The organism is Maridesulfovibrio sp. (assembly GCF_963677005.1).
Lineage (GTDB): Bacteria > Desulfobacterota > Desulfovibrionia > Desulfovibrionales > Desulfovibrionaceae > Maridesulfovibrio.
Genome location: NZ_OY781616.1, coordinates 2950378 through 2971514 on the forward strand (window position 1 = coordinate 2950378; position 21137 = coordinate 2971514).

The window sequence follows — 21137 nt, forward strand, 5'->3', positions numbered from 1 at the left end:
CCCGCAACTGCGGGACTCGGAAAACCCATAATGCAACTTAGGCTCAGGCTTTGTCCTGCGCATTTCAAATTCGGCAAACGGTTTGAAGATTCCGGTAAGCGGCATGGTCACATCCCCAGAATCTGTTTCAGTTTACCGATACGCCGCCTGCTGATCGGCAGCTCTATACGGGTCCGCCCCGCAGTCCTCAGCATAAAATTACTGCCCGGCAGACTGGCTATCTCGGTAACCATCTCCAGATTGACCAGATACTTGCGGTGTACGCGAAAAAAACGATGCGGCTCCAAACGCTCCTCAAGATTCTTAAGTCTGTGGGAAGTCAGGAACTTCTGGGTGGAGGTATGCACGTAGGAGTAATCCTCATATGCCTCCACAAAAATAATCTGGGTATACGGAATGAGAATCATGCTCCCGTCCTGGTTGACCGGAAGCTTCTCTATCTCAGGCTGGCGGGTTTGCGAATAATCCCAGGCGTTTTTAAGGGCCGAAAGAAAACGGTCCTGTTCATCGTCCTCAAGAGAAAGCTGCAGGGTTTCCTCTCCGGTCTCCACGCCGGAACCGGACTCCTCCCAGTCGGACGGGTGGGGAACTTCCCTGAAATGACTTTTGAACCGGGCAATACGTTCCAGAGTCTTGTTCATCCTGTTTTCGTCCGGCGGCCAGATAAGATAGTCTATCGCCCCCAGTTCGAAAGCCAGATAAGCCTTTGTTTCATCGTCAGCGATGAAAATAAGACCGGGTTTGTGTTTGCTTGCCCCGAGCGACTGAGCCAGATCGGCCCCTTCACTGCTGTCGTCAGGATTCATGACCAGAAAAATTATCCCGTATCCCACCGCCCTGTGCAGCTCCAGAGCTTCCTCCGCACAAACGGTTTCACCGAGAACGCGCACCAGCTTCGATCCGCGAAGGGCTTCGCGGATTGAGGTGCGGACTCCTGAGTCCGGGTGAAGAATCAAGGTTTTAAGGCTGGTCAAGACATCTCCGAAACAGTACTTTTATTATCGACTTTGAGATAACTTGATTAATATTAATCCGCAAGGCTCAGGCGCAGATAATTTCATACTAAAATCATTTACTTTTCATAATCCCTGCTTATTAACTGTTCCATGAGTTTTTAAAAGAAGTCATTAAATTTTATAAAATCCTTGACTGAAACAAGAATCATTACTAATAATGACCACACGAGGTCATTATGAAAATTGGACAAAGAAGATCAAAGCAAAGAGAACTCATACTTGAAGAGTTGAGAGGACTGACCTGTCATCCGACAGCAGACGAACTGTACGAACTGGTGAGGAAACGCATTTCCAACATCAGTCTGGGAACAGTCTATCGCAACCTGGAACTGCTGGCGGCGAGCGGGGTAATCCTGAAACTCGAATCAGGCGGAAAAAACAGGTTTGACGGAACGGCCGAACCTCACCCGCACATCCGCTGCACCCAGTGCGGCAGGGTTGATGATGTAATGCAGCAGGTGGATGTTACCACCTTGGACGATAAAAGTTCACGCGGCTATGACATCAAGGGCTGCAATATCGAATATTTCGGAATCTGCCCGGACTGCATGTCTTCAAGTCACTAAAAGGCATAACAATAATCATAAATTTACTTAAAACGGCTTAACAAGACCGAACTTTGTCTTAAAATAGACTGACATCGGCGCTGTTAGCTGTTACTTTCTTATACACTTACAACTTCACTATATCAAAACTTGCGAAGGAGCTGGTAAGATGTCCGCATTAAAAGGATCACGTACCGAAAAAAACATTCTGACCGCGTTTGCGGGTGAATCTCAAGCCCGTAATCGCTACACCTACTTCGCCGCTCAGGCCAAAAAAGAAGGCTTTGTACAGATATCCAAGGTCTTCGAAGAAACGGCCAACCAGGAAAAGGAACATGCCAAAAGGCTGTTCAAACTTCTTGAAGGCGGCGAAGTTGAAATCACGGCGGCTTTTCCCGCTGGAGTAATCGGCACAACTGTCGAGAACCTCATGGAATCAGCCGGCGGCGAAAAATACGAATGGCAGGAAATGTATCCCGGATTCGCTAAAATCGCCGAAGAAGAAGGATTCAACACCATCGCAGCTGTTTTCAAATCCATTGCGGTGGCCGAAGAATTTCACGAAAAACGCTACCTGGCGCTTGCAAAAAACATTGAAGACGGAAAGGTTTTCAAAAAGGACGCACCCGTGGTATGGCAGTGTCAGAACTGCGGTTACGTTCACGAAGGCACTTCTGCTCCGGATAAATGTCCTGCATGCGCGCACCCCCAGGCTCATTTTCAGTTGGTCTGTGAAAACTGGTAGCAAACCCTAACTCCATTCGGAGGACAAAATGGCTGAACTGTACGAAGTTTATAAATGTGAAATTTGCGGAAATATAACCATGGTCGTTCATGCCGGAGCAGGAGAACTCGTCTGTTGCGGAAGCCCCATGAAACTCCTCACCGAAAACACCGTTGACGCAGCCAAGGAAAAACACGTTCCTGTGATCGAAAAGATCGAAGGCGGCTACAAGGTCAAGGTCGGAGCTGTGGCTCACCCCATGGAAGAAAAACACTGGATCGAATGGATCGAGCTTGTTTCCGGAGACAACCGCTACTTCAAGCAGCTTGCCCCCGGCCAGGCACCCGAAGCCGATTTCTGCGGCTGCAAGTTCGGGGATGAACCCGTGACTGCACGTGCATACTGTAACCTGCACGGCCTCTGGAAGGCATAGCAGCTTACCGGATTCGATATGGCCGAACCTAAAGACATGTACCAGTGCCAGATGAGCAACTGCGGGTACATATACAATCCCGACAAGGGAGACAGAAAAGGCAAAATCGCCAAGGGAACCGCCTTTGCCGATCTTCCGGAAGACTGGAAATGCCCGGTCTGCGGAGCCAGCAAAAAGGCCTTCAAGCCCCTTGGTTGAAATAAAATCACATTGGAGAGAAGTAATGAAAAAATATGTATGTTCACTTTGCGGATGGGTTTACGATCCCGCTCAGGGCGACCCTGAAGGCGGAATTGCCCCCGGCACAAAATTCGAAGATATCCCTGACGACTGGGAATGTCCTGTCTGTGGTGCAGGCAAGGACGACTTCGAACCCGAAGACTAGGGTTAAGAAGTAAATAAATCAGGAAGAAAGCCGGGTTCTATCCCGGCTTTCGCATCGTTAACAGCAAAACCATCGGGAAGAATAAAGTGAGACCTGTAAAAATCAAAGAAGGTGTACACTGGCTTGGCGTGGTAGACTGGAACTGCCGTAATTTTCACGGCTACGCCCGCTCGGCCAAAGGAACCACCTACAACTCCTTTTATATTGAAGACGAAAAAAAAGTACTGGTTGATACCGTGTACAAAGGGTTTGATGACCAGCTCCTCTGTGCTCTGGCCCACCTTACAGACCCTTCCGAAGTTGATTACATTGTAGTCAACCATCTTGAACCGGACCACGCAGGCAGCCTCGACAGAATGGTTGAAATCTGCAAGCCCGAAAAAATCTTCGTATCACCCATGGGCGGCAAGGCCCTGAATACCTTTTTCGACTGCTCGGACTGGCCCATCCACGTCATCAAGTCCGGCGAGGAAGTCTCCATCGGGAAACGCACCTTGCGCTTCTACGAAACCAGAATGCTCCACTGGCCTGACAACATGTTCACCTATGTGCCCGAAGAAAAAATGCTCTTCACCAGCGATGCCTTCGGACAGAACATTGCATCCAGTGAACGCTTTGTTGATGAACTGAGCAAAGAGTACGTTGCCGATTACATGCAGCAGTACTATGCGAACATCATCACCCCCTACTCCCCCAAGGTTCTGAAAACCCTGGAAACATTCGGGGCTCTCAACCTCGATGTTGATACCATCTGCCCGGATCACGGTCTGATCTTCCGTGGTGACGACTGCGCATTCGCTTTTGAAAAATACGCTGAATACGCAAAACAGACTCCCAAGAAAAAGGCAGTTCTTTTCTACGACACCATGTGGCACTCCACGGAAAAAATGATCGGCGCCGTTGCTTCCGGTCTTGTTTCCGAAGGTGTTTCCGTAAAAGTCATGTCCGTCAAGACCAACCATCACAGCGATATCATGAGCGAAGTTTTTGATGCCGCTGCAGTGGTCATCGGCTCCCCGACCCACAACAACGGCATTCTGCCCGGTATGGCTGACGCCCTGACCTACATCAAGGGTCTGCGTCCTCAAGGCAAAATCGGTGCTGCTGTCGGTTCCTTCGGCTGGTCCGGTGAGTGCGTGAACATACTCAAGGAATGGCTTGAAAATATGAGCATGGACATCATCGAACCCAACATCAAGGCCAAAAACAGGCCTGATCATGATGTTCTCAAGGAATGCTTCGACCTCGGCGTCAGAATCGCTGCCGCCATCAAAGAAAAAGTCGGCAGCTAATCAGATAAATCCGGCGGGCGGATCCTTTTTCGCCCGCCGTTTAACCGGCGTTATCGGCACGGCCGATTAAACTGTTTCATAGTTAATCTTTTTATGTTATAAATAGCAGTAATGGTTAGTCGTTACCCGACTAACGATAATAATTGCTTTTACGACTAAAAAGAAACGCCGAAACCAGGCAAGGGAGGTACCGGCTTATGGCAGTCGGACGGAAGATCAAAAAAAACGTAATGAACATTCTGGCCCGGGAAAGCTGGGAACAGGATTTCACAGCCCTGATGGACGAATACTCCATGCAGGACCTGATCTCCCCGCTTTTTTCCGGCCTTTGCGCCCCCGACATCATGGTACGCTGGCATTCGATAACCTGCTTTGGAAAGGTCGTTTCCCGCATGGCGGAAGAAAACGCTGCAAAAGCAAGGGTTGTCATGCGCCGCATTATGTGGATGCTCAACGAAGAATCCGGAGGCTGTGCCTGGGGAGTGCCGGAAGCCATGGGCGAAATAACCGCATCAAACCAACTCATGGCGGATGAATACGGCAGAATACTGCTGAGCTACAGCCATGAGGAGCCCAACGGCCCTGAAAACTTTCTGGAGTTCACCACACTGCTCAGGGGAGCGGTCTGGGGAGCGGCAAGACTGGCTCAGGATCGGCAGCAGGTCGCCAGACAGGCAGAAGACGACCTTATAAGATTTTTAAGTCATCCGGACCCCGTGATTGCAGGAACGGCCTGCTGGGGACTCGGGGGCTTAAGATCGGCAAAGTCCGTCAAAGCACTTGAAGCTTTGCTGGATAATGATACTATTATAGATATCTATAAAAACTGTTCACTGGATTCAGTAACAGTGGGAAGGCTGGCTCAGGAAGCTCTGGACAGAATTTCAGGGGATTAATCAACAATTTGAACAAGGAGAGGAATGATGGATGTTCTGATGCTGTCAAGGCTGCAATTTGCCATGGCAACAATGTTCCACTTCATTTTCGTACCGCTCACACTGGGGCTTTCAGTACTGGTTGCCATCATGGAGACCATGTACGTGCGCACACGAAAAGACATATATCTGCGCATGACCAAATTCTGGGGAAAGCTGTTTGTAATCAACTTCGTTCTCGGTGTCGTAACCGGGATAACACTTGAATTTCAGTTCGGCACCAACTGGTCCCGCTACTCCGAGTACGTGGGGGATATTTTCGGTTCCCTGCTCGCAGTGGAAGCCACGGTGGCCTTTTTCCTTGAATCCACATTTCTTGCAGCCTGGATTTTCGGCTGGAAAAAACTTTCCCCGAAAATGCATGTTGTATCGATCTGGATTGTCGCAATTGCCTCCAATATTTCCGCCATCTGGATCATTCTGGCCAACGGCTGGATGCAGAATCCTGTCGGCTATGTAATGAGGAACGGCCGTGCGGAACTTTCCAGCTTCACCGAAGTTATCAGCAACCCGTTTGCATGGGGACAGTTCCTGCACAATGCCTTCGGCGCATTCGTTGTGGCCGGATTCTTCATCATGGGAATCAGCGCCTACCACCTGCTGCGCAAGAACGAAAACGAATTCTTCACCAAATCCTTCAAGCTTGGACTGGTAACGGCTTTCATCTTTTCCATTCTCGTTGCTGCCCAGGGTCATAACCATGCTCAGGACGTAGCTGTAAAACAGCCTGCAAAACTGGCGGCAATGGAAGCCCTGTGGGATACGGCTGAAGACGGCGCACCCATGTATCTCTTTGTGATTCCCGATGAAAACAAGGCCGAAAACTCCGTTGAGTTCATGGGAATTCCCGGCGGACTCAGCTTTCTCGCATTCAACAGCTTCAGCGCTCCGGTCAAGGGGCTCAAGGAATGGACCGCAGAAGACCGTCCTCCGGTCACCGCAACCTTCCTTTCCTTCCGAATCATGGTCGGTCTGGGAACCCTCTTCCCGCTGCTGTGTATCTGGGGCTGGCTGAAACGCAAGACGCTGGCTGAAAACAGGCTTTACCTGCGTATAATGCTCCTCTGTATCCCCCTGCCTTACGTCGCCATGTGGGCTGGCTGGGCTGTGGCCGAAATCGGACGCCAGCCCTGGATAGTGTACGGGATGATGAAAACAGCGGACGCTGTTTCCCCCATAGCCACGGGACAGGTCGCATTTTCCTTCATCGCCCTGACCACTCTTTATACCCTGCTGGGCGCTGCGGAAATATTCCTGCTGACCAAGTTTGCCCGCAAGGGGCCTGAACCTGTAGAGGCCTAATAGCCTGCAACAAGAGGAGATTATCATGCTTGAATCAATATGGTTCCTACTCTGGGGAGTGCTCTGGGCCGTCTATTTCATGCTCGACGGGTATGACCTCGGCCTCGGTGCCATGATGCCCTTTCTGGCCAAAACCGAGAAAGACAGAAAAATAATCTACAATTCCATGGGACCGTTCTGGGACGGCAACGAAGTATGGCTCATCACCGCCGGCGGTGTGACCTTTGCCGCTTTCCCGAAAGCTTATGCGGTCATGTTTAGCGGACTTTACACCGCGCTCATGCTGCTGCTCATCGCCCTTATCATCCGCGGTGTCGCCTTTGAATTCCGCGGACTGGGAGAAAGCGATGCCTGGCGCAGCTTCTGGGACAAGGCCATGGTTGTCGGAAGCTTCCTGCCTGCACTGCTGCTCGGCGTGGCTTTCGCCAACATCTTCATGGGAATTCCCATTGATGAAAACGGCGTTTTCCAGGGCAACATCTTCACCCTGCTCAACCCCTACGGTCTCGGCGGCGGCATCCTCTTTGTGCTGCTCTTCGCGCAGCACGGCTGCCTCTGGCTTGCCGCACGCACCACCGGAGACCTGTGCGAAAGATCCGGACAGCTGGCCGCGACTCTCTGGCCGGTGATGGTTGCTGTTTATATTGCCTTTCTGGCCCTCACCGGGGTATACACCAAGCTGTTGAGCAACTTCCTGGCAATGCCGGCACTGCTGCTCATACTGCTGATTCCGGTCCTGGCAATAGTCCGGGTACGTACCCTGATTTCTGCCGGCAAGTGGTGGAAGGCCTGGATGTGTTCCGCTGTTCTCATTGTCTCCACCACCTTGTTCGGCGTAATCGGACTCTTTCCGGCTCTGCTGCCCTCAAGCATCAACCCGGCATATTCGGTCACTATCTATAACGGAGCATCAAGCCCGCTGACCCTCAAGATAATGCTGACCGTTGCCCTGATCATGGTACCCATAGTCATCGCCTATCAGTTCTGGATGCATAAGACCTTCGCAACCAAGATCACTGACGAGGACCTGGGCTACTAAGCACCTACGGAGATCAATCAAAATGTCCAACAAAGTACTTGAAAAAGCTCTTAACGAGCAGCTCAATGCTGAATTCTACTCCTCCTACCTCTACCTTTCCATGTCCGCATATTTCAGCGACATCGGACTGAGCGGTTTTGCCAACTGGATGAGAGTCCAGGCTCAGGAGGAACAGTTCCACGCCCTCAAGTTCTACGATTATATCAATGAACGCGGCGGACGTGTAATCCTGTCTTCCATCGACAGCCCGCAGACCGAATGGGAATCCCCGCTGGATTGCGTAAAGGGTGTTCTTGAGCATGAGAAGAAAGTGACCTCACTCATCAACAACCTTGTGGACCTGGCTATCACTGAGAAGGATCACGCCACGAACATCTTCCTGCAGTGGTTCGTCACCGAACAGGTGGAAGAGGAGGACAGCGTCAACGAGGTGCTGAACAAACTCAAACTCATCGACGGGAAAGGTAACGGCATGTTCATACTCGACAAGGAACTTGCTCTGCGCGTCTTCACTCCGCCGACCACAGCCTAAGAACCATAGAGCTTAACAAACCAATAAGCCCCGGCAGCAGATGCTGCCGGGGCTTTGATCGTTACGAGCAAGCAGTCCCGGACGGTTGATAATATGGCGGAGACTATCAATACTCGGCGCGGAACTGGTTATCCAAGGCTGCAACGTTGCCTGCCTGCTGCTGATATGCACGAACTCCGGACCTGTATGCTGCGGAATATCCATTCTTTCCATTCGTTTCGGACTCTGTTGTTTCAGCCTCTTCACTTTTCGAGGAACCTTTTTGCTGGGAACTGAGAAATCTTTCGGCTGCCGAGACCTCCCCGTCATCATCCAGGTCTTCATCTTTCTTATCTTCTTCACTGGCAAAAAAACTTTTCTTGAACTCGGAAAATGCATCTGAAAAAGCGGATGCAGAGTCCTCTCCGGGATCACTTATGTCCTCCAGATTTGCGGCTCCGAGTTCATCTTTAGAAATCATTCCGTCCCCATCGGAATCAATTTCGCTGAAGCTTTCCGCATCAAGCCCGCTGGATTCAAAGCTGACCATGTTCTCGTCTGCAGATTCTGCCCCGCCGGAGGAAAAATCTTCCACCTGCCGCATTGCCACGGAAAGAGCTCCCATACGCGCTTTCTGATCAAGATGTGCGGAAATCTCCGCTGCACTTATCCGTCCGTCAGCATCGTAATCAAGTTCCGCGAATTCCTTTTTGCGCAGGCCGGACTCTTTAAGGGTAAGTATTCCGTCAGAGTCCTTATCTTTTGAAATCATTAATGATTCAACAAAATCACTTTCCTGTTGCGCTTCAGGAACCGTCGAATAATTGCTTATTGATTCGGTATATGTCTGCGGATCTTGAATGCCGCCAATGTCTGAAATGCTCACAGCCGCCTCCTGTTAACTTCCATCCGGAAACCGGTAAAAAAGACCTGATCGGATAAAGATACAGCAGTGTATGCAAATTTAATTCCAGATATTAAGAAATATTAAGAGAGCCTACGGGCAAACCACGATAATTTTAATTACCGACAATGGCGTTACAAACGATCCTGTAGTAGCCGAATATTACCACAGACTTCCGATTTTCTGGTATTGAATGGAAAATTAAATAAGCAAGGAGAAAAGCTATGGCTAAGAAAATTTTAATGCTGGTTGGAGATTTCGTTGAAGATTACGAAGTAATGGTGCCTTTCCAGGCCCTTCAGGCCATGGGTTTTGAAGTAGACGCCATATGCCCGGACAAAAAATCAGGCGAGCAGATCGCCACCGCCGTGCATGACTTTGAGTCCCAGCAGACATATCTGGAACGTCCCGGACACAATTTCACTCTCAATGCTGACTTTGACAGCGTCAACACCGCAGATTATGCTGCCCTTGTCGTACCCGGAGGCAGAGCACCGGAGTATCTGCGTCTTAACGAAAAGGTACTGGACGTTGTCAGAGACTTTTCCGACCGTCCTGTTGCCGCCATCTGCCACGGGCCGCAGCTCCTTGCGGCTGCCGGAGCTCTTCAAGGCAAAAAAGTATCCGCATACCCTGCATGCGCACCGGAAGTGCGCCTTGCCGGTGGTGAGTACGTTGAAATAGGCCTCGATGACGCTATTTGCGACGGAAATCTTGTAACAGCCCCTGCGTGGCCCGCGCATCCCAAATGGCTGCGCCTGCTGGTGGAAACCATCGGGTAACGCAATTTGCAGACAGGCCGGGAGAGAAGACGGAAATTGAGCCGCGCCGGGTATGCACGACCTGTGAGGTACCCATGTGCGAAATCTATTCGTCCACTCCACCGATGGAGTATGAGCAGACCACCCGTTCCGTCAGAATAAACGGAGCAGTGACCAGCATCCGTCTGGAACGCCGGTTCTGGAATATACTGGATGAACTTGCTGCTGAAGAAAAATCCACAACAGGCAAATTCATATCCAGGCTGCACACGGAAGCATACAACCTGAACGGTGAGATATCCAATTTCGCCTCCCTGTTGCGGGTTGTATGCACAACATTTCTTTCCGGCAGATCGAACTGAGAATCAGACACCTCCTTAACAGTCCTGATGCCCGGTGTTATTTACGCCGGGCATTATTTTTCACCATTATTGACACGTTTTTTAAATACGTATACCTCAAACAGGTAATTGATTACAATTTATCCCAATAAATGAGTATGAAATCCTGAACGAGGCCCGTATGAACAAGCGATATCTTTTCCCGGCACTGCTGCTGGCAGCCATGGTCATGATGTTTTCAACCGCAGCCCAGGCCAGGACAATCACGGACATGGCCGGACGGACCGTGGAAATACCGGACAAGGTGGAAAAGGTTATCTGCTCCGGTCCGGGCTGCCTGCGCTACCTTACCTATCTACAGGCACAGAACATGATCGTGGGTGTAGATTCCATTGAAAAACGCAAGAGCAGATTCGATGCCCGCCCGTACGCCATAGCAAATCCCCAATTTGCCAAGTTGCCGCTTTTCGGAGAGTTCCGTGGACACGATAACCCGGAACTGATCTTAGGGCTTTCACCGCAACCGCAGGTGATATTCAAGACATACAAGGAAATGGGCTACGACCCGGATGAACTGCAGGCAAAAACCGGAATACCGGTAGTCTGCCTGAACTATGACAGTCTGGCCTCGAACCGCAAGTCAGTTTACGACGCCCTTAAGCTTATGGGCAACATTGTTGGAAAGGACAAAAGAGCTGATGAAGTATGCGATTTCATGGAAAGGAATATCACTGATCTCAAAGACCGGACTTCAGGAATTGCCGCTGACAAACGTAAGAGCTGCTACGTAGGCGGTATCGCAAAAAAAGGTCCTCACGGCTTCCAGTCCACCGAACCGGCCTACCCGCCCTTCAGATTCGTTAACGCGGACAACGCAGCCTGCCCGAAAGACTCTAAAGGCAAACCACTGCAGCATGCCAATGTATCCAAGGAACAGATCGTCGGCTGGAATCCTGAAATTGTCTTTGTGGACATCTCCACCTGCCAGTTGGGGGAAAATTCCGGGGCGGTCTACGAACTCAAGACAGACCCGGCCTATCAGGCTCTTGGTGCCGTGAGCAGCAACAACGTGTACACGGTGCTTCCGTACAACTGGTATTCCAGAAACTACGGTTCCATCATCGCGGACGCATTTTTCGTCGGAAAGGTCCTCTATCCCGAGCACTTCAAGGACATTGATCCTGCGGCTAAGGCGGACGAAATATACACATTTCTGGTTGGAAAACCAGTTTTCGGGGTAATGAACAAAGCGTTCAATATCAACGCCTTCAGCCGACTCGACATGAGATAACCCATGCATTTCGATGACGGACAGATTCCGGTTGAGTATCGCAGGCACATAAGGAAAAAAATTCTTTTCATTACCGGCGGGCTGGTGCTGACCGCGCTGGTTCTGGTCTCTTCCATTGGCATGGGCCCTGTCACCATCTCCCCTTTGCAGACCATGCTGACGTTGATGGGCGAAACTGTCTCCAAACAGTTCGACCTCATCATCTGGAACATCCGGCTTCCGCAGACCCTGACAGCAGTGGTTGCGGGAGCCGGACTCTCCGTTGCCGGAGCGGTGATGCAGGCGATCCTGCGCAACCCGCTGGGCTCCCCTTTCACCCTCGGCATATCCCATGCGGCAGCATTCGGAGCCGCTGTTTCGGTAATGGTTCTGGGAATGGGGACAATGACCAGCTCGAATGTCGGTGCGGTGACCATAAATTCGCCCTACCTCACCACTGTGGTGGCCTTCAGCTTCAGCCTGCTGGCCACATTCGCCATAATTATCATTTCACGCCTGCGCCGGGCTACTCCGGAAGTAATGGTCCTGACCGGTGTGGCGCTTGGCGCCCTCTTCACCGCCGGGACAATGTTTCTGCAGTATTTCGCGGATGACGTTCAGCTAGCGGCCATGGTCTTCTGGACCTTCGGAGACGTGGCCCGTGCTACCTGGACAGAGTTAGGTATAATTTCCGCGGTAACCGTTGCCTCCTACCTCTGGTTCACCCTGAACCGCTGGAACTTCAACGCAATTGAAGCCGGAGACGAGACCGCCAGAGGGCTTGGCGTAAAGGTACAGCAGATAAGAATCATCGGCATGCTGCTGGCCTCCCTGCTCACTTCGGTAATTGTCTCCTTTCTGGGCATAATCGGCTTTGTGGGGCTGGTCTGTCCGCACATGGTCCGCCGCATCATCGGGGACGACTACCGCTTTCTACTGCCTGCATCATGCATAACCGGAGCGGTTCTTCTACTGGCCGCGGATACCGCCGCACGCCTGATGTTGGCCCCTAACGTGCTCCCGGTCTCGGTTCTTACCGCATTTCTCGGTGCACCGGCCTTTATCTGGCTCATTATCAGGGGGAACAGATGAATCTCGACGTTAACGGCATAGGATTCAGCTACCACGGTATTCCGGTTCTGGAAAAAATAGATTTCAGCGTCAAATGCGGAGAGCTGCTGGCCGTACTCGGTCCTAACGGAGCGGGCAAAACGACCCTGCTCAAATGCATGAACGCCATCCACAGCCCGGATAAAGGAACGGTCATGGTCAAAGGGCAGGATGTATCCGAACTCGGCTCGGACGATATAGCGCGGCTGCTCGGCTATGTTCCGCAACGCGTGGAACCGGCCCGGCTGACGGTTTTCGATGCCGTGCTCATGGGCCGGAAACCCCACATCCGGTGGAGGGTCCGCGACCATGACATAAGAATAGTCGACGCAGCCCTGAAACGGCTGTCCCTGACCCATTTATCACTTCGGCACATTGACCGTTTAAGCGGCGGCGAACTCCAGAAAGTCAGCATCGCCCGCGCTCTGGTGCAGGAACCGGATGTCCTGCTGCTAGATGAGCCCACCAGCGCTCTGGACCTCAAAAATCAGCTGGAAATTCTGCGTATTGTCCGGTCCGTGGTCAAAGGACATCAGGTCTCGGCGGTAATGACCATGCACGACCTGAATACGGCCCTGCGCTATGCGGACAAATTCCTTTTCCTCAAAGACGGTGCCGTCTACGGATGCGGGGGCAAGGAATCCGTGACCCCGGAAACCATCCGGGAAGTCTACGAAGTGAATGTGGAAATAGAAATGCGCCACGGCTGTCCGGTTATTCATCCACTTGAAGAGCATGACGATTGCGTTGAGCACACCGCTGAGCACAGCCACGACCATGCCGTGGATAACGCAGGTCTTAGGCTGCTGGCGTAACTAAATACGGTGTAAAATGCACCTCTTATATCAATAACATTTCACCATACAAAGCGGCGAAGCCTTGTTAAAAAATTTTGGGATTCTTAAACCCTTTTGGCAAAAGGGTTTAAGGCCCCCGGCAGGGCGCCCCGCAAGGCCGCTGGAGGCATAATGAACGATTTCTTTACTGATACACAGATTGAGGAAGTAGTCAGATTTCATGGGCACCGCTGTCCGGGACTGGCTATCGGGATCAGGGCTGCCGAGCTTTGCCTGAAGGAACTTGGGCACCACAATGATTCCGCATTGGTGGCAATCTGTGAAACGGATATGTGCGGTGTGGATGCCATTCAGTTCTTCACCGGCTGCTCTGCCGGAAAGGGCAACCTAATTTTCAGAGATCACGGCAAAATGGCTTTCACATTTTTCCGCAGAGCGGACGAAAAAGGATTCCGGGCTCTGCTCAACCCCGAATTCATGGGCGAGGAACGGACGGAAATGAGCCGCCTGATGGCCCTTGGGGCCGAAGGCAGGGCAACACCGGAACAAAAAGCCGCATGCGAAGAAATGCGCTCAAAATGCGAGCATGGATATCTCGATGCGGAATTGTCCGAAATCTTCTCAATTAGTGATCCGCTCATCTCCATCCCCAGACCGGCCAAGATTCTGCAGTCACTCGTTTGCGAGAACTGCGGAGAAGTGCACATGGAATCCCGCTCCAGACGCTTTGCCGGGCAGACTCTGTGCATACCCTGTTTTGAAAAAGTCGAACAGAAAATATAGACAGACATAAAAAAGTCCGCCGAGATTTTCTCGGCGGACTTTTTTATCAATTAATTCATTATGTTTTATAAAACGTACGAGCTATATCAATCACAGTTTGATATACCTTTTGAAAAACCAAAACGGCTTAAATGTAGTCTCCTGACTTCATGCACACTTAGTCATACGAAGCGGCGAAGCCCCGCTAAAAAATTTTGGGATTATTAAATCCCTTGCAAAGGGTTTAAGGCCCCCGGCAGGCCTTACAGTCGCTTAACGAAAAGCTTTGCTTTGAGTTTTAGCGATCTGTTGAGAGCAGAGATGCCGTCGGAGAATTCCTACGACAAAACATCCATACTAAATATCGCAGATATCCATTTCCATATCATTGCGCAGATGTCCCTGACCGGTGGATTCCAGCACCGCACGCCAGTAATCGGACTTGATGTTCAGTTTCTTGCGCTTGGTGGTAACCAGATCCAGCGGCAGGTGCACGTAGCGGGCCTGCAGCCTGCTGACCACCATCCCGGTTTTTCCGGCCATTGCGGCGTGCACGGCATGCTGGCCGAGGAAACCGCAATATACGCAGTCGTTGGCATTGGCCGGAACGGAACGGATAATATAGCTTGGGTCAATGAATTTGAGGGTTATCTCCTTGCCGCGCTCACCGAAATATTCCTTTATACGGCGGATGATCAGGGTGCAGATGTCGCACAGCACGGGGTTGCCGGAAAGGTCTTTCTCCCCGGTGTACTCGCACTGTTCCTGCCCGGCCCCTTCAGCGCAAACGATTACGGCGTGCTGACGCTCTTCAAGGCGCTTCTCAAGCGACCGGAGCAGCCCGTACTCGCCATCGAATTCAAAAGCATGCTCGGGAACAAGCACGAAATTGACATCCTTCAGGGCCAGCGTGGCCTGTGCGGCAATGAAACCTGATTCACGGCCCATCAACTTGACCAGCCCTACTCCGTTGACTACTCCCAGAGACTCCACATGAGCGCACTGAATGGCTTCCGTGGCCTTGTCCACAGCAGTATCAAAGCCGAAGGACTTGGTTACAAAGTTGATATCGTTGTCGATGGTCTTGGGGACTCCGATAATTGAAATTTTCACTTTGCGCTTTTCAACTTCTGCCACGATCTTTTTGGCAGCACGCATGGTCCCGTCCCCTCCGATCATGAAGAGAACCGAAATATTCATCCGTTCAAGGGCGTCCACTATTTCCTCAGGGTCCTGCGGACCGCGCGACGAACCGAGTATGGTGCCGCCGAACTGGTGGATATTTGCAACCTTATCGGCTGTAAGTTCAATCACATCATGCCCGAACTTGGGGATGAACCCCTGCAGACCGAACTTGATGCCCAGTACGGATGGAACCTTATAGAGATAATGGGCCTCAAGGACGATGGACCGGATAACGTCGTTCAGCCCGGGGCAAAGGCCCCCGCAGGTGACGATAGCGCACTTGGTCTTGGAGGGATCAAAGTAGGTGAAGGCGCGCGGACCGGCCTTTTCGAATTCCTGATACACGGAATTATCAACCGAGGAATCCATTTCCTCTTCGGCAAGGTTGACCAGCGTTCTTTCCTGATCCTCAATAAAGACACAGCGTTTGAGCGGAGAAGGAATCTTGGCTTTGCCGAGTTGTGGGATTTCGGTATCAATCACTTGTTTTTTATGAGCAGCTTTTCTAGGCATTTCAAACCTCCTGCAACGGTTACATCACTTTAATCGTTTATTTCGCCTTCAACAAGCGGAACCCATTCGACAGTACTTTTTGCCAGAACGCACTCGCGAACAGGCAGCTTCATGGGATGGGGATTGAAATTTTTATACCCGGCAACCGGTTCCCACCACAGATAGAAACCTTTTCCGGCTATGTATCTGCAATAAAGGCGCTGCGTGCCCTTCTGATACACAGGGTCATAAAGCCGGTATGAGCCAGCCCCGATCTTGTAAACTCCCTTGCGGGGGGTTACCAGTTTCCAGTCATCGGCATGGCCATCGGGAAATTCCTTGCCGTCCAGCATGCTATAGTAGCGGGTTATTCCGTCAAGGTCACGAACTCTGAGCAGCTTTTTCTTTACGGAATGGGAAACAATAAACATGGGCATGCCCAGATGCTCCGTAACCTTCCAGCGGTCCACGCCCGTGAAGTAGACCAGTGCGCCGTCACGTTCGTATATCCATGACGGCTGTTCGCGCAATGCTTCGGATCTTTTAACCGTACCGCGTTTACGCAGATCCCAGTATACATCGTGGCCGTCATCAGCGGTCAGGCAGACCGTGTACCCGGCCATGCGGGCCGACTTGAACGGTCCGCCGGGAACCTGATCGGAATCCATGGAAGACATGTTCTTCATGCCGGTCTTGGTAATTTTTCCCGAAGCCTCCACAACTATCAGAATCCCCTGCGCCGGGGTATACCCCAGAAGGATCGGAGTTCCCTCCAGAATACGAATCTCGGACAGCGGCCCTGTGACAGGACCACAGACCAGCGTATTGAAATTGTCGATAAAGCCCAGCCAGTCACCAGTACGTGAAGCGGCCATCATTTTAACCGGGGCATGGGCAACCGGAATTTCTCCCGGAATCCTTGCGCATTGTTTCAGATCATAGGCGTAAAGTTTGCTCCCGTCCGAGGATGTCGCGGCCAGTGAAGGGCTTCCCGGACCGTAACCGAGGCTCCCCGCTCCACCGCCGCCCGGCAGCCGGAGCTTTGCGCAGTTGAACCCGCTCCAGATGCGGACAGTTCCATCGTAAAGGGCTGCTGCCAGCCCCTCATCATTTCCGGAAAATGAGGAAACCCCTCCGGCGATGATGGGTACGGCCTTTTCCCGCGTGACTGAAACATAAAATTTGTCTTCAAGATCTTCAAGCGGGGGATCATAAAGCTTGTCGGCACTTACGTATTTCTTTGCCAGCAGGGATTTCACATAATTTTTCAGAGAGGAGACAGTCCCCTTCTTGAGTTGCGGGGAAATCTTTATGTAGGACTGCCCCACCCTTTCCCGCTCAGCCCCGTGACCTGCCGCAGGGACAAGCAAAAGCACTGCCAGCAGGAGGACTACCCTCCAGCCGGGCCTGATAAATTTAAGAGTCATCAATTCTATCCCTTGAGTTTCTTGCTGTGCAAAGTAATTCGCTCGACAATGCTTTTATAGTAGTCGTCTTCAGCGTCAATGGAAATTTTCTTTCCACGCGTGGATTTAATACGCTCGAAAAGTATGTTGACCTTCTGCATCTGGACATAACGTTCTTTTTCGTCCTCCATATGCTCCAGCAGGTCAAGGGCGGAATGAATATCCTTTGTAAGTTGCATCTCGGGTGGGAGGTAGCCTGCATTTTTAAGCGCTTTATAGGCCATGCGCAATTCCTGGGGAATCATGGAATCGTCCTCGTATTCAATGGGCCGACCCTTGCAGGGCAGATCATCGAATTCACCGTTCCGTTCGGCTTCCTTGATCTTCGCCTCGGCTATGGCATGGATAAAATACATCACTTGCTCCCTTGTACAGACAAAGTGCCCGACAATCCGTCCATCCACCCTGCGGTACGTACCATAATTCCGTCAACGGCCATGCCCGCCGCCTCTGTCACGGCCTGTCCGTCAATAGACTTAACCGGGACAGCGCACTCCACCTCCCTGCGGGCAAGCAGGATGCGGCCTTCGCCGTCCCAAAGCGAATAACGCACGGATGCCAGGAACCGGTCTCCACCGTCCCTATGCAATTCGAACGAAGTAATAACCCCGGACAGAATGAATGTCCTCTCCACTCCGGGGCGATACGGGGTCACGACCTCAAAATGTTTCATGCAGCCAAGACCGGGCCCGGCCGCCAGATCGAAAATTTCAGCAGGGGTTCCTTCCCAACTCCAGCGGTAATCCGGTTTCAGCACATTCCCGTCAGCCAGAATCACTGTCTCACTGTTCAATGCCGGCAGGGAAGTGAAATGTTTCAATGCGACCCTTGGCAGACCGCTTCCGATTTTTTCGCATGAAGCAGCTGCCCCCTGCGCCACGCGCAGATAGACGGGATCAACGGATTTTCCGCCGATACACCCGGAAAGAATAAACATGACCGCCCAAAACAACACTGTCCGGGATATCCTAATCATGTGCAGCCCCCTGCGGAGGATTGAGAACCTGCCAGGGTCTTTCCCGCAATGTCCGCACCAGCCGATTCATCTCTCTTGTCAGCCGGTTCACGTTCATAAGGATGGCCTCAAGCTCTTCCTGATCGTAGTCCATGTTCCTGCGCAGACCGGTGGTAAACCCTTCTATGCCGTCCACCGCCCTGACCACCTGTCCGTCCACGTTGTGGAGGGTATTGCTCAGATCTCCTTCCAGAGTTGAGAGGACTTCTTCCATCTTCTGCAGGGTATCGGTTATTTCTGCGGTCAGCCTGGTTATATTGTCCGCACCGGTCCGCATTGCTCCCGCACCGGTCCCTGAAAGAGTCTTCCAGTCTTTTCTGAAAGAAACCAGAGTTGCATTGGCCTCCTGAATCAGCTCAGGAACCATTTTCAGACTTTTTTCGATGTTTGCCCTGTTCTGAGGAGAAAGAAGCATCTCAAAGCCATTTACGGCCCTTTCCAGCTGCGGAGCCAATCCGGCAATAGCGCGGCCCATTTCAGCAGCCACATCGTTCATGCTCATGGTCACCGCAGCGGGAATATCCGCCCCCGGAGCGAGCCTGTTCCCGGCTTCTCCGCTCAACTGCAGGAGCACATAGTTATCACCCACCAGTCCTTTCTGGGTTACGGTAGCCACCGTGCCTTCGTAAAGAGGAAAATCGCTATCAACATTGAGAACAACCGAGACAAGTCCCGGCTTATCCTTATCAACGAATATGGACGCAACCTTGCCGACCCTCAGTCCGGCATATTTTACAGGGCGTCCGGTGGTGAGATCCTTCACGTTGTGGAACAAAACCCGGTACCGGGAATAATCGGAAAAAAAATCATGTCCGCCGAGAAAGACTATGAACAGTCCGAGCACGGCCAATCCGGCTGCCACGGCAAGGGCAGCCTTGATCAGATCACTTGTTGAACTTCTGGGATTAAGTACCATTACCCCGCTCCCGTTATTTCCTGCTCCGGTATGTCATGGCCCGCTCCATGGTATCATCAGCTTCAGTCGGTCTTCGTTCCAGAAAATCAATTAGATAGGGGTTGGATGAATTGCGCAATCCCTCAAGGTCACCCTGATACAGGCAACTGCCCCTATGCAATACTACCACATGATCGGCAATATTGAACAGACTGTCCAGATCATGGCTGACCACAACTATGGTCACATGAAAAGTTTCCTTGAGCTTCAGGATAAGCTGATCAAGATCGGCTGCGGTTATGGGGTCCAGACCGGACGAAGGTTCGTCGCACAAAAGGGTTGTCGGGTCCATTACCATGGCCCTTGCCAGCCCTGCCCTTTTACGCATCCCCCCGGAAAGCTGGCTCGGAAAGTAATGGACGAAATCCCCGAGCCCCACCATCCGCAGCTTCATGAGCACAACTTCCTCAATGATCGGGTCCGGAAGCTCGGTATGCTCCTGCAGAGGAAGTGCTACGTTCTCTCCCAAGGTCAGCGAACCGAGCATTGCCCCGTCCTGAAACAGCACTCCCATCCGGGCTCTGATCCGCTTGTATTCCTCTTCGTCCTTCAAAGCGGTCAGATTGGTTTCACCAAGGAATATTTCACCGGAAACCGGCTTGTTCAGCCCCAGAATATGCCGCAGCAGTGTCGACTTTCCACACCCTGATCCTCCGAGGATAACGCTTATCTCGCCTGCCGGAAGGACCGCGTTCAGGTTTTCCATCAGGATTTTACCCGGATATCCGAGGGTCAGATCCTGAAGAATTATGTCCTGTGCCAGTCTTGATAACGCCATGATGATCACCGGAAGATAAAATTCAGGGATGTGAAGAAAAGGTCCAGAAGAATGATCATGAACACAGATATGACCACGGAATTGGTTGTCTTGCGACCTACATCCGCGGCACCTTCCCGGGCCAGAAACCCCTGCCAGCAGCCGACCAGCGTGATTGCAACGGCAAACCCTCCGCTTTTGACCAGCCCTGCGGCTACATCGCGAAGTTGCAGAAACTCAACGGAGTTGTTGAAGTATGTTGTCTTGTTTATACCCAGAGCAATGGCGGAAAATGCGCCCCCTGAGAAGATGCCCACAAAATCTGCCCAGGCGGTCAGCACCGGCACCATGATGAGCATGGAGATCAGCTTGGGCACAACAAGGAACCGGACCGGCTCTATGCCCATGACCTCAAGGGCGTCGATTTCCTCGGAAATCTGCATTGTGGCTATCTCGGCAGTAAAGGCGGCCCCCGATCGTCCGGTGACTATAATGGCGGTCAGCATGGGCCCCAGCTCGCGAATGATGGTGACCCCCACAAGGTTGGCCACGTAGCTGATGGCTCCGACTTTTTCCAGCTGCTGCGCGGACTGCAGGGCCAGAATAATACCGGTACAGGCGGAAATTACACTTACGATGGGAATAGAATCGGCTCCTACCTGCGCGAGGTCGCGCCAGAGCCTTTTGCGATGAAAGGATTTGCTTTTTCCGAATTTAGGCCGCAGGCATCCGATAAGCCGTGATATCATCCATGCCAGCACCCTGAATCCGTTCATAATGCACCAGCCCGAAAAGAGCTTAAGTCTATTTCATACCGAACAACGGCTTGACCTGGGTCAGCTTGAGCAGCCTGTCCACCTGGTCGGTAACGGCGATGATCTTTACACCGCGCCCGTCTCCGGTAAGGATTTTACGGAGTTCAATCAGCGAGGCAAGGCCGGAACTGTCCAGATAATCAAGTTCCGAAAGATCCACGCGTACATCACCTGCGGTCTGTTTTACAAAGCTATGCAGCTCTTCACGGAGTTGAGGAGTGCCTGTAAAATCAACTTCACCGCTGATCTTTATCAGCACATCCTCTACAGATGATTCCATTTTCCAGCCCGCAGCCATAAAAACTCCTTATATCGTAACTTCCCG

The 21137-nt window shown here is 51.7% G+C and carries 26 protein-coding genes; 16 read left to right on the forward strand and 10 right to left on the reverse strand.

The window, feature by feature from the left end:
* Nucleotides 1–107: 107 nt before the first annotated feature.
* Nucleotides 108–974, reverse strand: a complete 867-nt coding sequence (locus tag ACKU4E_RS13050) for a LytTR family DNA-binding domain-containing protein (RefSeq protein WP_320171514.1) — start codon at nucleotides 972–974, stop codon at nucleotides 108–110.
* 218 nt (nucleotides 975–1192) lie between these two features.
* Here ACKU4E_RS13050 and ACKU4E_RS13055 point away from each other — a divergent pair, with 218 nt between their 5' ends.
* The 10 genes from ACKU4E_RS13055 to ACKU4E_RS13100 all read left to right on the forward strand — a co-directional run bounded on the left by ACKU4E_RS13055 (nucleotide 1193) and on the right by ACKU4E_RS13100 (nucleotide 8203).
* Nucleotides 1193–1582, forward strand: a complete 390-nt coding sequence (locus ACKU4E_RS13055; protein ID WP_320171515.1) for a transcriptional repressor — start codon at nucleotides 1193–1195, stop codon at nucleotides 1580–1582.
* Between the two features lie 148 nt (nucleotides 1583–1730).
* On the forward strand, nucleotides 1731–2306 hold the full coding sequence (gene rbr / locus ACKU4E_RS13060) for a rubrerythrin (protein ID WP_320171516.1): 576 nt from the start codon (nucleotides 1731–1733) through the stop codon (nucleotides 2304–2306).
* A gap of 28 nt (nucleotides 2307–2334) precedes the next feature.
* Nucleotides 2335–2718 (forward strand): desulfoferrodoxin, encoded by a 384-nt coding sequence (locus tag ACKU4E_RS13065; protein ID WP_320171517.1) that lies wholly within the window; start codon nucleotides 2335–2337, stop codon nucleotides 2716–2718.
* Between the two features lie 18 nt (nucleotides 2719–2736).
* Nucleotides 2737–2916 (forward strand): rubredoxin, encoded by a 180-nt coding sequence (locus ACKU4E_RS13070; RefSeq protein WP_320171518.1) that lies wholly within the window; start codon nucleotides 2737–2739, stop codon nucleotides 2914–2916.
* Nucleotides 2917–2941: 25 nt separating this feature from the next.
* Nucleotides 2942–3103: a rubredoxin gene (gene rd, locus ACKU4E_RS13075; protein WP_320171519.1), complete on the forward strand. Its 162-nt coding sequence runs from the start codon at nucleotides 2942–2944 to the stop codon at nucleotides 3101–3103.
* An 86-nt stretch (nucleotides 3104–3189) separates the two neighbouring features.
* The gene (locus tag ACKU4E_RS13080) at nucleotides 3190–4395 is read left to right on the forward strand and encodes an FprA family A-type flavoprotein (RefSeq protein ID WP_320171520.1); all 1206 of its coding nucleotides are present in this window, start codon (nucleotides 3190–3192) and stop codon (nucleotides 4393–4395) included.
* Nucleotides 4396–4592: 197 nt separating this feature from the next.
* Nucleotides 4593–5291 carry a DVU0298 family protein gene (locus tag ACKU4E_RS13085; RefSeq protein WP_320171521.1) on the forward strand — a complete coding sequence of 233 codons (699 nt, stop codon included), beginning with the start codon at nucleotides 4593–4595 and terminating at the stop codon, nucleotides 5289–5291.
* Nucleotides 5292–5318: 27 nt separating this feature from the next.
* On the forward strand, nucleotides 5319–6632 hold the full coding sequence (locus ACKU4E_RS13090; RefSeq protein WP_320171522.1) for a cytochrome ubiquinol oxidase subunit I: 1314 nt from the start codon (nucleotides 5319–5321) through the stop codon (nucleotides 6630–6632).
* Nucleotides 6633–6657: 25 nt separating this feature from the next.
* On the forward strand, nucleotides 6658–7671 hold the full coding sequence (gene cydB, locus ACKU4E_RS13095) for a cytochrome d ubiquinol oxidase subunit II (protein WP_320171523.1): 1014 nt from the start codon (nucleotides 6658–6660) through the stop codon (nucleotides 7669–7671).
* Between the two features lie 22 nt (nucleotides 7672–7693).
* The gene (locus tag ACKU4E_RS13100; RefSeq protein ID WP_320171524.1) at nucleotides 7694–8203 is read left to right on the forward strand and encodes a ferritin; all 510 of its coding nucleotides are present in this window, start codon (nucleotides 7694–7696) and stop codon (nucleotides 8201–8203) included.
* A gap of 106 nt (nucleotides 8204–8309) precedes the next feature.
* Here ACKU4E_RS13100 and ACKU4E_RS13105 read toward each other — a convergent pair whose 3' ends face one another.
* Entirely contained in the window at nucleotides 8310–9068 is a 759-nt protein-coding gene (locus tag ACKU4E_RS13105; protein ID WP_320171525.1) for a hypothetical protein, read from the reverse strand.
* Between the two features lie 242 nt (nucleotides 9069–9310).
* Between ACKU4E_RS13105 and ACKU4E_RS13110 the strand changes: the two genes are divergently transcribed.
* The 6 genes from ACKU4E_RS13110 to ACKU4E_RS13135 all read left to right on the forward strand — a co-directional run bounded on the left by ACKU4E_RS13110 (nucleotide 9311) and on the right by ACKU4E_RS13135 (nucleotide 14148).
* Nucleotides 9311–9868, forward strand: coding sequence for a DJ-1/PfpI family protein (locus tag ACKU4E_RS13110; RefSeq protein WP_320171526.1), 558 nt, complete (start codon nucleotides 9311–9313; stop codon nucleotides 9866–9868).
* Between the two features lie 74 nt (nucleotides 9869–9942).
* The gene (locus tag ACKU4E_RS13115; RefSeq protein ID WP_320171527.1) at nucleotides 9943–10209 is read left to right on the forward strand and encodes a ribbon-helix-helix domain-containing protein; all 267 of its coding nucleotides are present in this window, start codon (nucleotides 9943–9945) and stop codon (nucleotides 10207–10209) included.
* 160 nt (nucleotides 10210–10369) lie between these two features.
* A complete protein-coding gene (locus ACKU4E_RS13120; RefSeq protein ID WP_320171528.1) occupies nucleotides 10370–11479 on the forward strand; it encodes an iron ABC transporter substrate-binding protein in 1110 nt (369 codons plus the stop codon).
* Nucleotides 11480–11482: 3 nt separating this feature from the next.
* A complete protein-coding gene (locus tag ACKU4E_RS13125; protein WP_320171529.1) occupies nucleotides 11483–12550 on the forward strand; it encodes an iron ABC transporter permease in 1068 nt (355 codons plus the stop codon).
* Nucleotides 12547–13383 (forward strand): ABC transporter ATP-binding protein, encoded by an 837-nt coding sequence (locus ACKU4E_RS13130; RefSeq protein ID WP_320171530.1) that lies wholly within the window; start codon nucleotides 12547–12549, stop codon nucleotides 13381–13383. Before ACKU4E_RS13125 ends, ACKU4E_RS13130 begins: the two co-directional genes overlap by 4 nt.
* Before the next feature lie 153 nt (nucleotides 13384–13536).
* Nucleotides 13537–14148: an FmdE family protein gene (locus ACKU4E_RS13135; protein WP_320171531.1), complete on the forward strand. Its 612-nt coding sequence runs from the start codon at nucleotides 13537–13539 to the stop codon at nucleotides 14146–14148.
* Nucleotides 14149–14484: 336 nt separating this feature from the next.
* Here the strand turns inward: ACKU4E_RS13135 and ACKU4E_RS13140 are convergent, their stop codons facing one another.
* The 8 genes from ACKU4E_RS13140 to ACKU4E_RS13175 are packed head-to-tail and all read right to left on the reverse strand — an operon-like array spanning nucleotide 14485 to nucleotide 21110.
* Nucleotides 14485–15825, reverse strand: a complete 1341-nt coding sequence (locus tag ACKU4E_RS13140; protein ID WP_320171532.1) for an ATP-dependent 6-phosphofructokinase — start codon at nucleotides 15823–15825, stop codon at nucleotides 14485–14487.
* A 29-nt stretch (nucleotides 15826–15854) separates the two neighbouring features.
* On the reverse strand, nucleotides 15855–17231 hold the full coding sequence (locus ACKU4E_RS13145; protein ID WP_320171533.1) for a WD40 repeat domain-containing protein: 1377 nt from the start codon (nucleotides 17229–17231) through the stop codon (nucleotides 15855–15857).
* A gap of 5 nt (nucleotides 17232–17236) precedes the next feature.
* Nucleotides 17237–17626, reverse strand: a complete 390-nt coding sequence (locus ACKU4E_RS13150; RefSeq protein ID WP_320171534.1) for a DnaJ family domain-containing protein — start codon at nucleotides 17624–17626, stop codon at nucleotides 17237–17239.
* Nucleotides 17626–18246 carry a hypothetical protein gene (locus ACKU4E_RS13155; protein ID WP_320171535.1) on the reverse strand — a complete coding sequence of 207 codons (621 nt, stop codon included), beginning with the start codon at nucleotides 18244–18246 and terminating at the stop codon, nucleotides 17626–17628. The genes ACKU4E_RS13150 and ACKU4E_RS13155 overlap by 1 nt, the downstream gene beginning before the upstream one ends.
* Nucleotides 18239–19201, reverse strand: coding sequence for an MlaD family protein (locus ACKU4E_RS13160; protein WP_320171536.1), 963 nt, complete (start codon nucleotides 19199–19201; stop codon nucleotides 18239–18241). Before ACKU4E_RS13160 ends, ACKU4E_RS13155 begins: the two co-directional genes overlap by 8 nt.
* 13 nt (nucleotides 19202–19214) lie before the next feature.
* Nucleotides 19215–20018, reverse strand: a complete 804-nt coding sequence (locus tag ACKU4E_RS13165) for an ATP-binding cassette domain-containing protein (RefSeq protein ID WP_320171537.1) — start codon at nucleotides 20016–20018, stop codon at nucleotides 19215–19217.
* Between the two features lie 5 nt (nucleotides 20019–20023).
* Entirely contained in the window at nucleotides 20024–20773 is a 750-nt protein-coding gene (locus tag ACKU4E_RS13170; protein ID WP_320171538.1) for an ABC transporter permease, read from the reverse strand.
* A gap of 28 nt (nucleotides 20774–20801) precedes the next feature.
* A complete protein-coding gene (locus ACKU4E_RS13175) occupies nucleotides 20802–21110 on the reverse strand; it encodes an STAS domain-containing protein (RefSeq protein ID WP_320171539.1) in 309 nt (102 codons plus the stop codon).
* Nucleotides 21111–21137 lie beyond the last annotated feature (27 nt).

Coding starts and splice junctions, on each gene's coding strand:
- ACKU4E_RS13065 (WP_320171517.1), top strand. CDS start 2,335: ATGGCTGAACTGTACGAAGTTTATAAATGTGAAATTTGCGGAAATATA.
- ACKU4E_RS13130 (WP_320171530.1), top strand. CDS start 12,547: ATGAATCTCGACGTTAACGGCATAGGATTCAGCTACCACGGTATTCCG.
- ACKU4E_RS13160 (WP_320171536.1), bottom strand. CDS start 19,201: ATGGTACTTAATCCCAGAAGTTCAACAAGTGATCTGATCAAGGCTGCC.
- rbr (WP_320171516.1), top strand. CDS start 1,731: ATGTCCGCATTAAAAGGATCACGTACCGAAAAAAACATTCTGACCGCG.
- ACKU4E_RS13120 (WP_320171528.1), top strand. CDS start 10,370: ATGAACAAGCGATATCTTTTCCCGGCACTGCTGCTGGCAGCCATGGTC.
- ACKU4E_RS13150 (WP_320171534.1), bottom strand. CDS start 17,626: ATGTATTTTATCCATGCCATAGCCGAGGCGAAGATCAAGGAAGCCGAA.
- ACKU4E_RS13155 (WP_320171535.1), bottom strand. CDS start 18,246: ATGATTAGGATATCCCGGACAGTGTTGTTTTGGGCGGTCATGTTTATT.
- ACKU4E_RS13090 (WP_320171522.1), top strand. CDS start 5,319: ATGGATGTTCTGATGCTGTCAAGGCTGCAATTTGCCATGGCAACAATG.
- ACKU4E_RS13145 (WP_320171533.1), bottom strand. CDS start 17,231: ATGACTCTTAAATTTATCAGGCCCGGCTGGAGGGTAGTCCTCCTGCTG.
- ACKU4E_RS13170 (WP_320171538.1), bottom strand. CDS start 20,773: ATGAACGGATTCAGGGTGCTGGCATGGATGATATCACGGCTTATCGGA.
- ACKU4E_RS13110 (WP_320171526.1), top strand. CDS start 9,311: ATGGCTAAGAAAATTTTAATGCTGGTTGGAGATTTCGTTGAAGATTAC.
- ACKU4E_RS13085 (WP_320171521.1), top strand. CDS start 4,593: ATGGCAGTCGGACGGAAGATCAAAAAAAACGTAATGAACATTCTGGCC.
- ACKU4E_RS13175 (WP_320171539.1), bottom strand. CDS start 21,110: ATGGCTGCGGGCTGGAAAATGGAATCATCTGTAGAGGATGTGCTGATA.
- ACKU4E_RS13125 (WP_320171529.1), top strand. CDS start 11,483: ATGCATTTCGATGACGGACAGATTCCGGTTGAGTATCGCAGGCACATA.
- ACKU4E_RS13115 (WP_320171527.1), top strand. CDS start 9,943: ATGTGCGAAATCTATTCGTCCACTCCACCGATGGAGTATGAGCAGACC.
- ACKU4E_RS13070 (WP_320171518.1), top strand. CDS start 2,737: ATGGCCGAACCTAAAGACATGTACCAGTGCCAGATGAGCAACTGCGGG.
- ACKU4E_RS13165 (WP_320171537.1), bottom strand. CDS start 20,018: ATGGCGTTATCAAGACTGGCACAGGACATAATTCTTCAGGATCTGACC.
- cydB (WP_320171523.1), top strand. CDS start 6,658: ATGCTTGAATCAATATGGTTCCTACTCTGGGGAGTGCTCTGGGCCGTC.
- rd (WP_320171519.1), top strand. CDS start 2,942: ATGAAAAAATATGTATGTTCACTTTGCGGATGGGTTTACGATCCCGCT.
- ACKU4E_RS13100 (WP_320171524.1), top strand. CDS start 7,694: ATGTCCAACAAAGTACTTGAAAAAGCTCTTAACGAGCAGCTCAATGCT.
- ACKU4E_RS13135 (WP_320171531.1), top strand. CDS start 13,537: ATGAACGATTTCTTTACTGATACACAGATTGAGGAAGTAGTCAGATTT.
- ACKU4E_RS13140 (WP_320171532.1), bottom strand. CDS start 15,825: ATGCCTAGAAAAGCTGCTCATAAAAAACAAGTGATTGATACCGAAATC.
- ACKU4E_RS13055 (WP_320171515.1), top strand. CDS start 1,193: ATGAAAATTGGACAAAGAAGATCAAAGCAAAGAGAACTCATACTTGAA.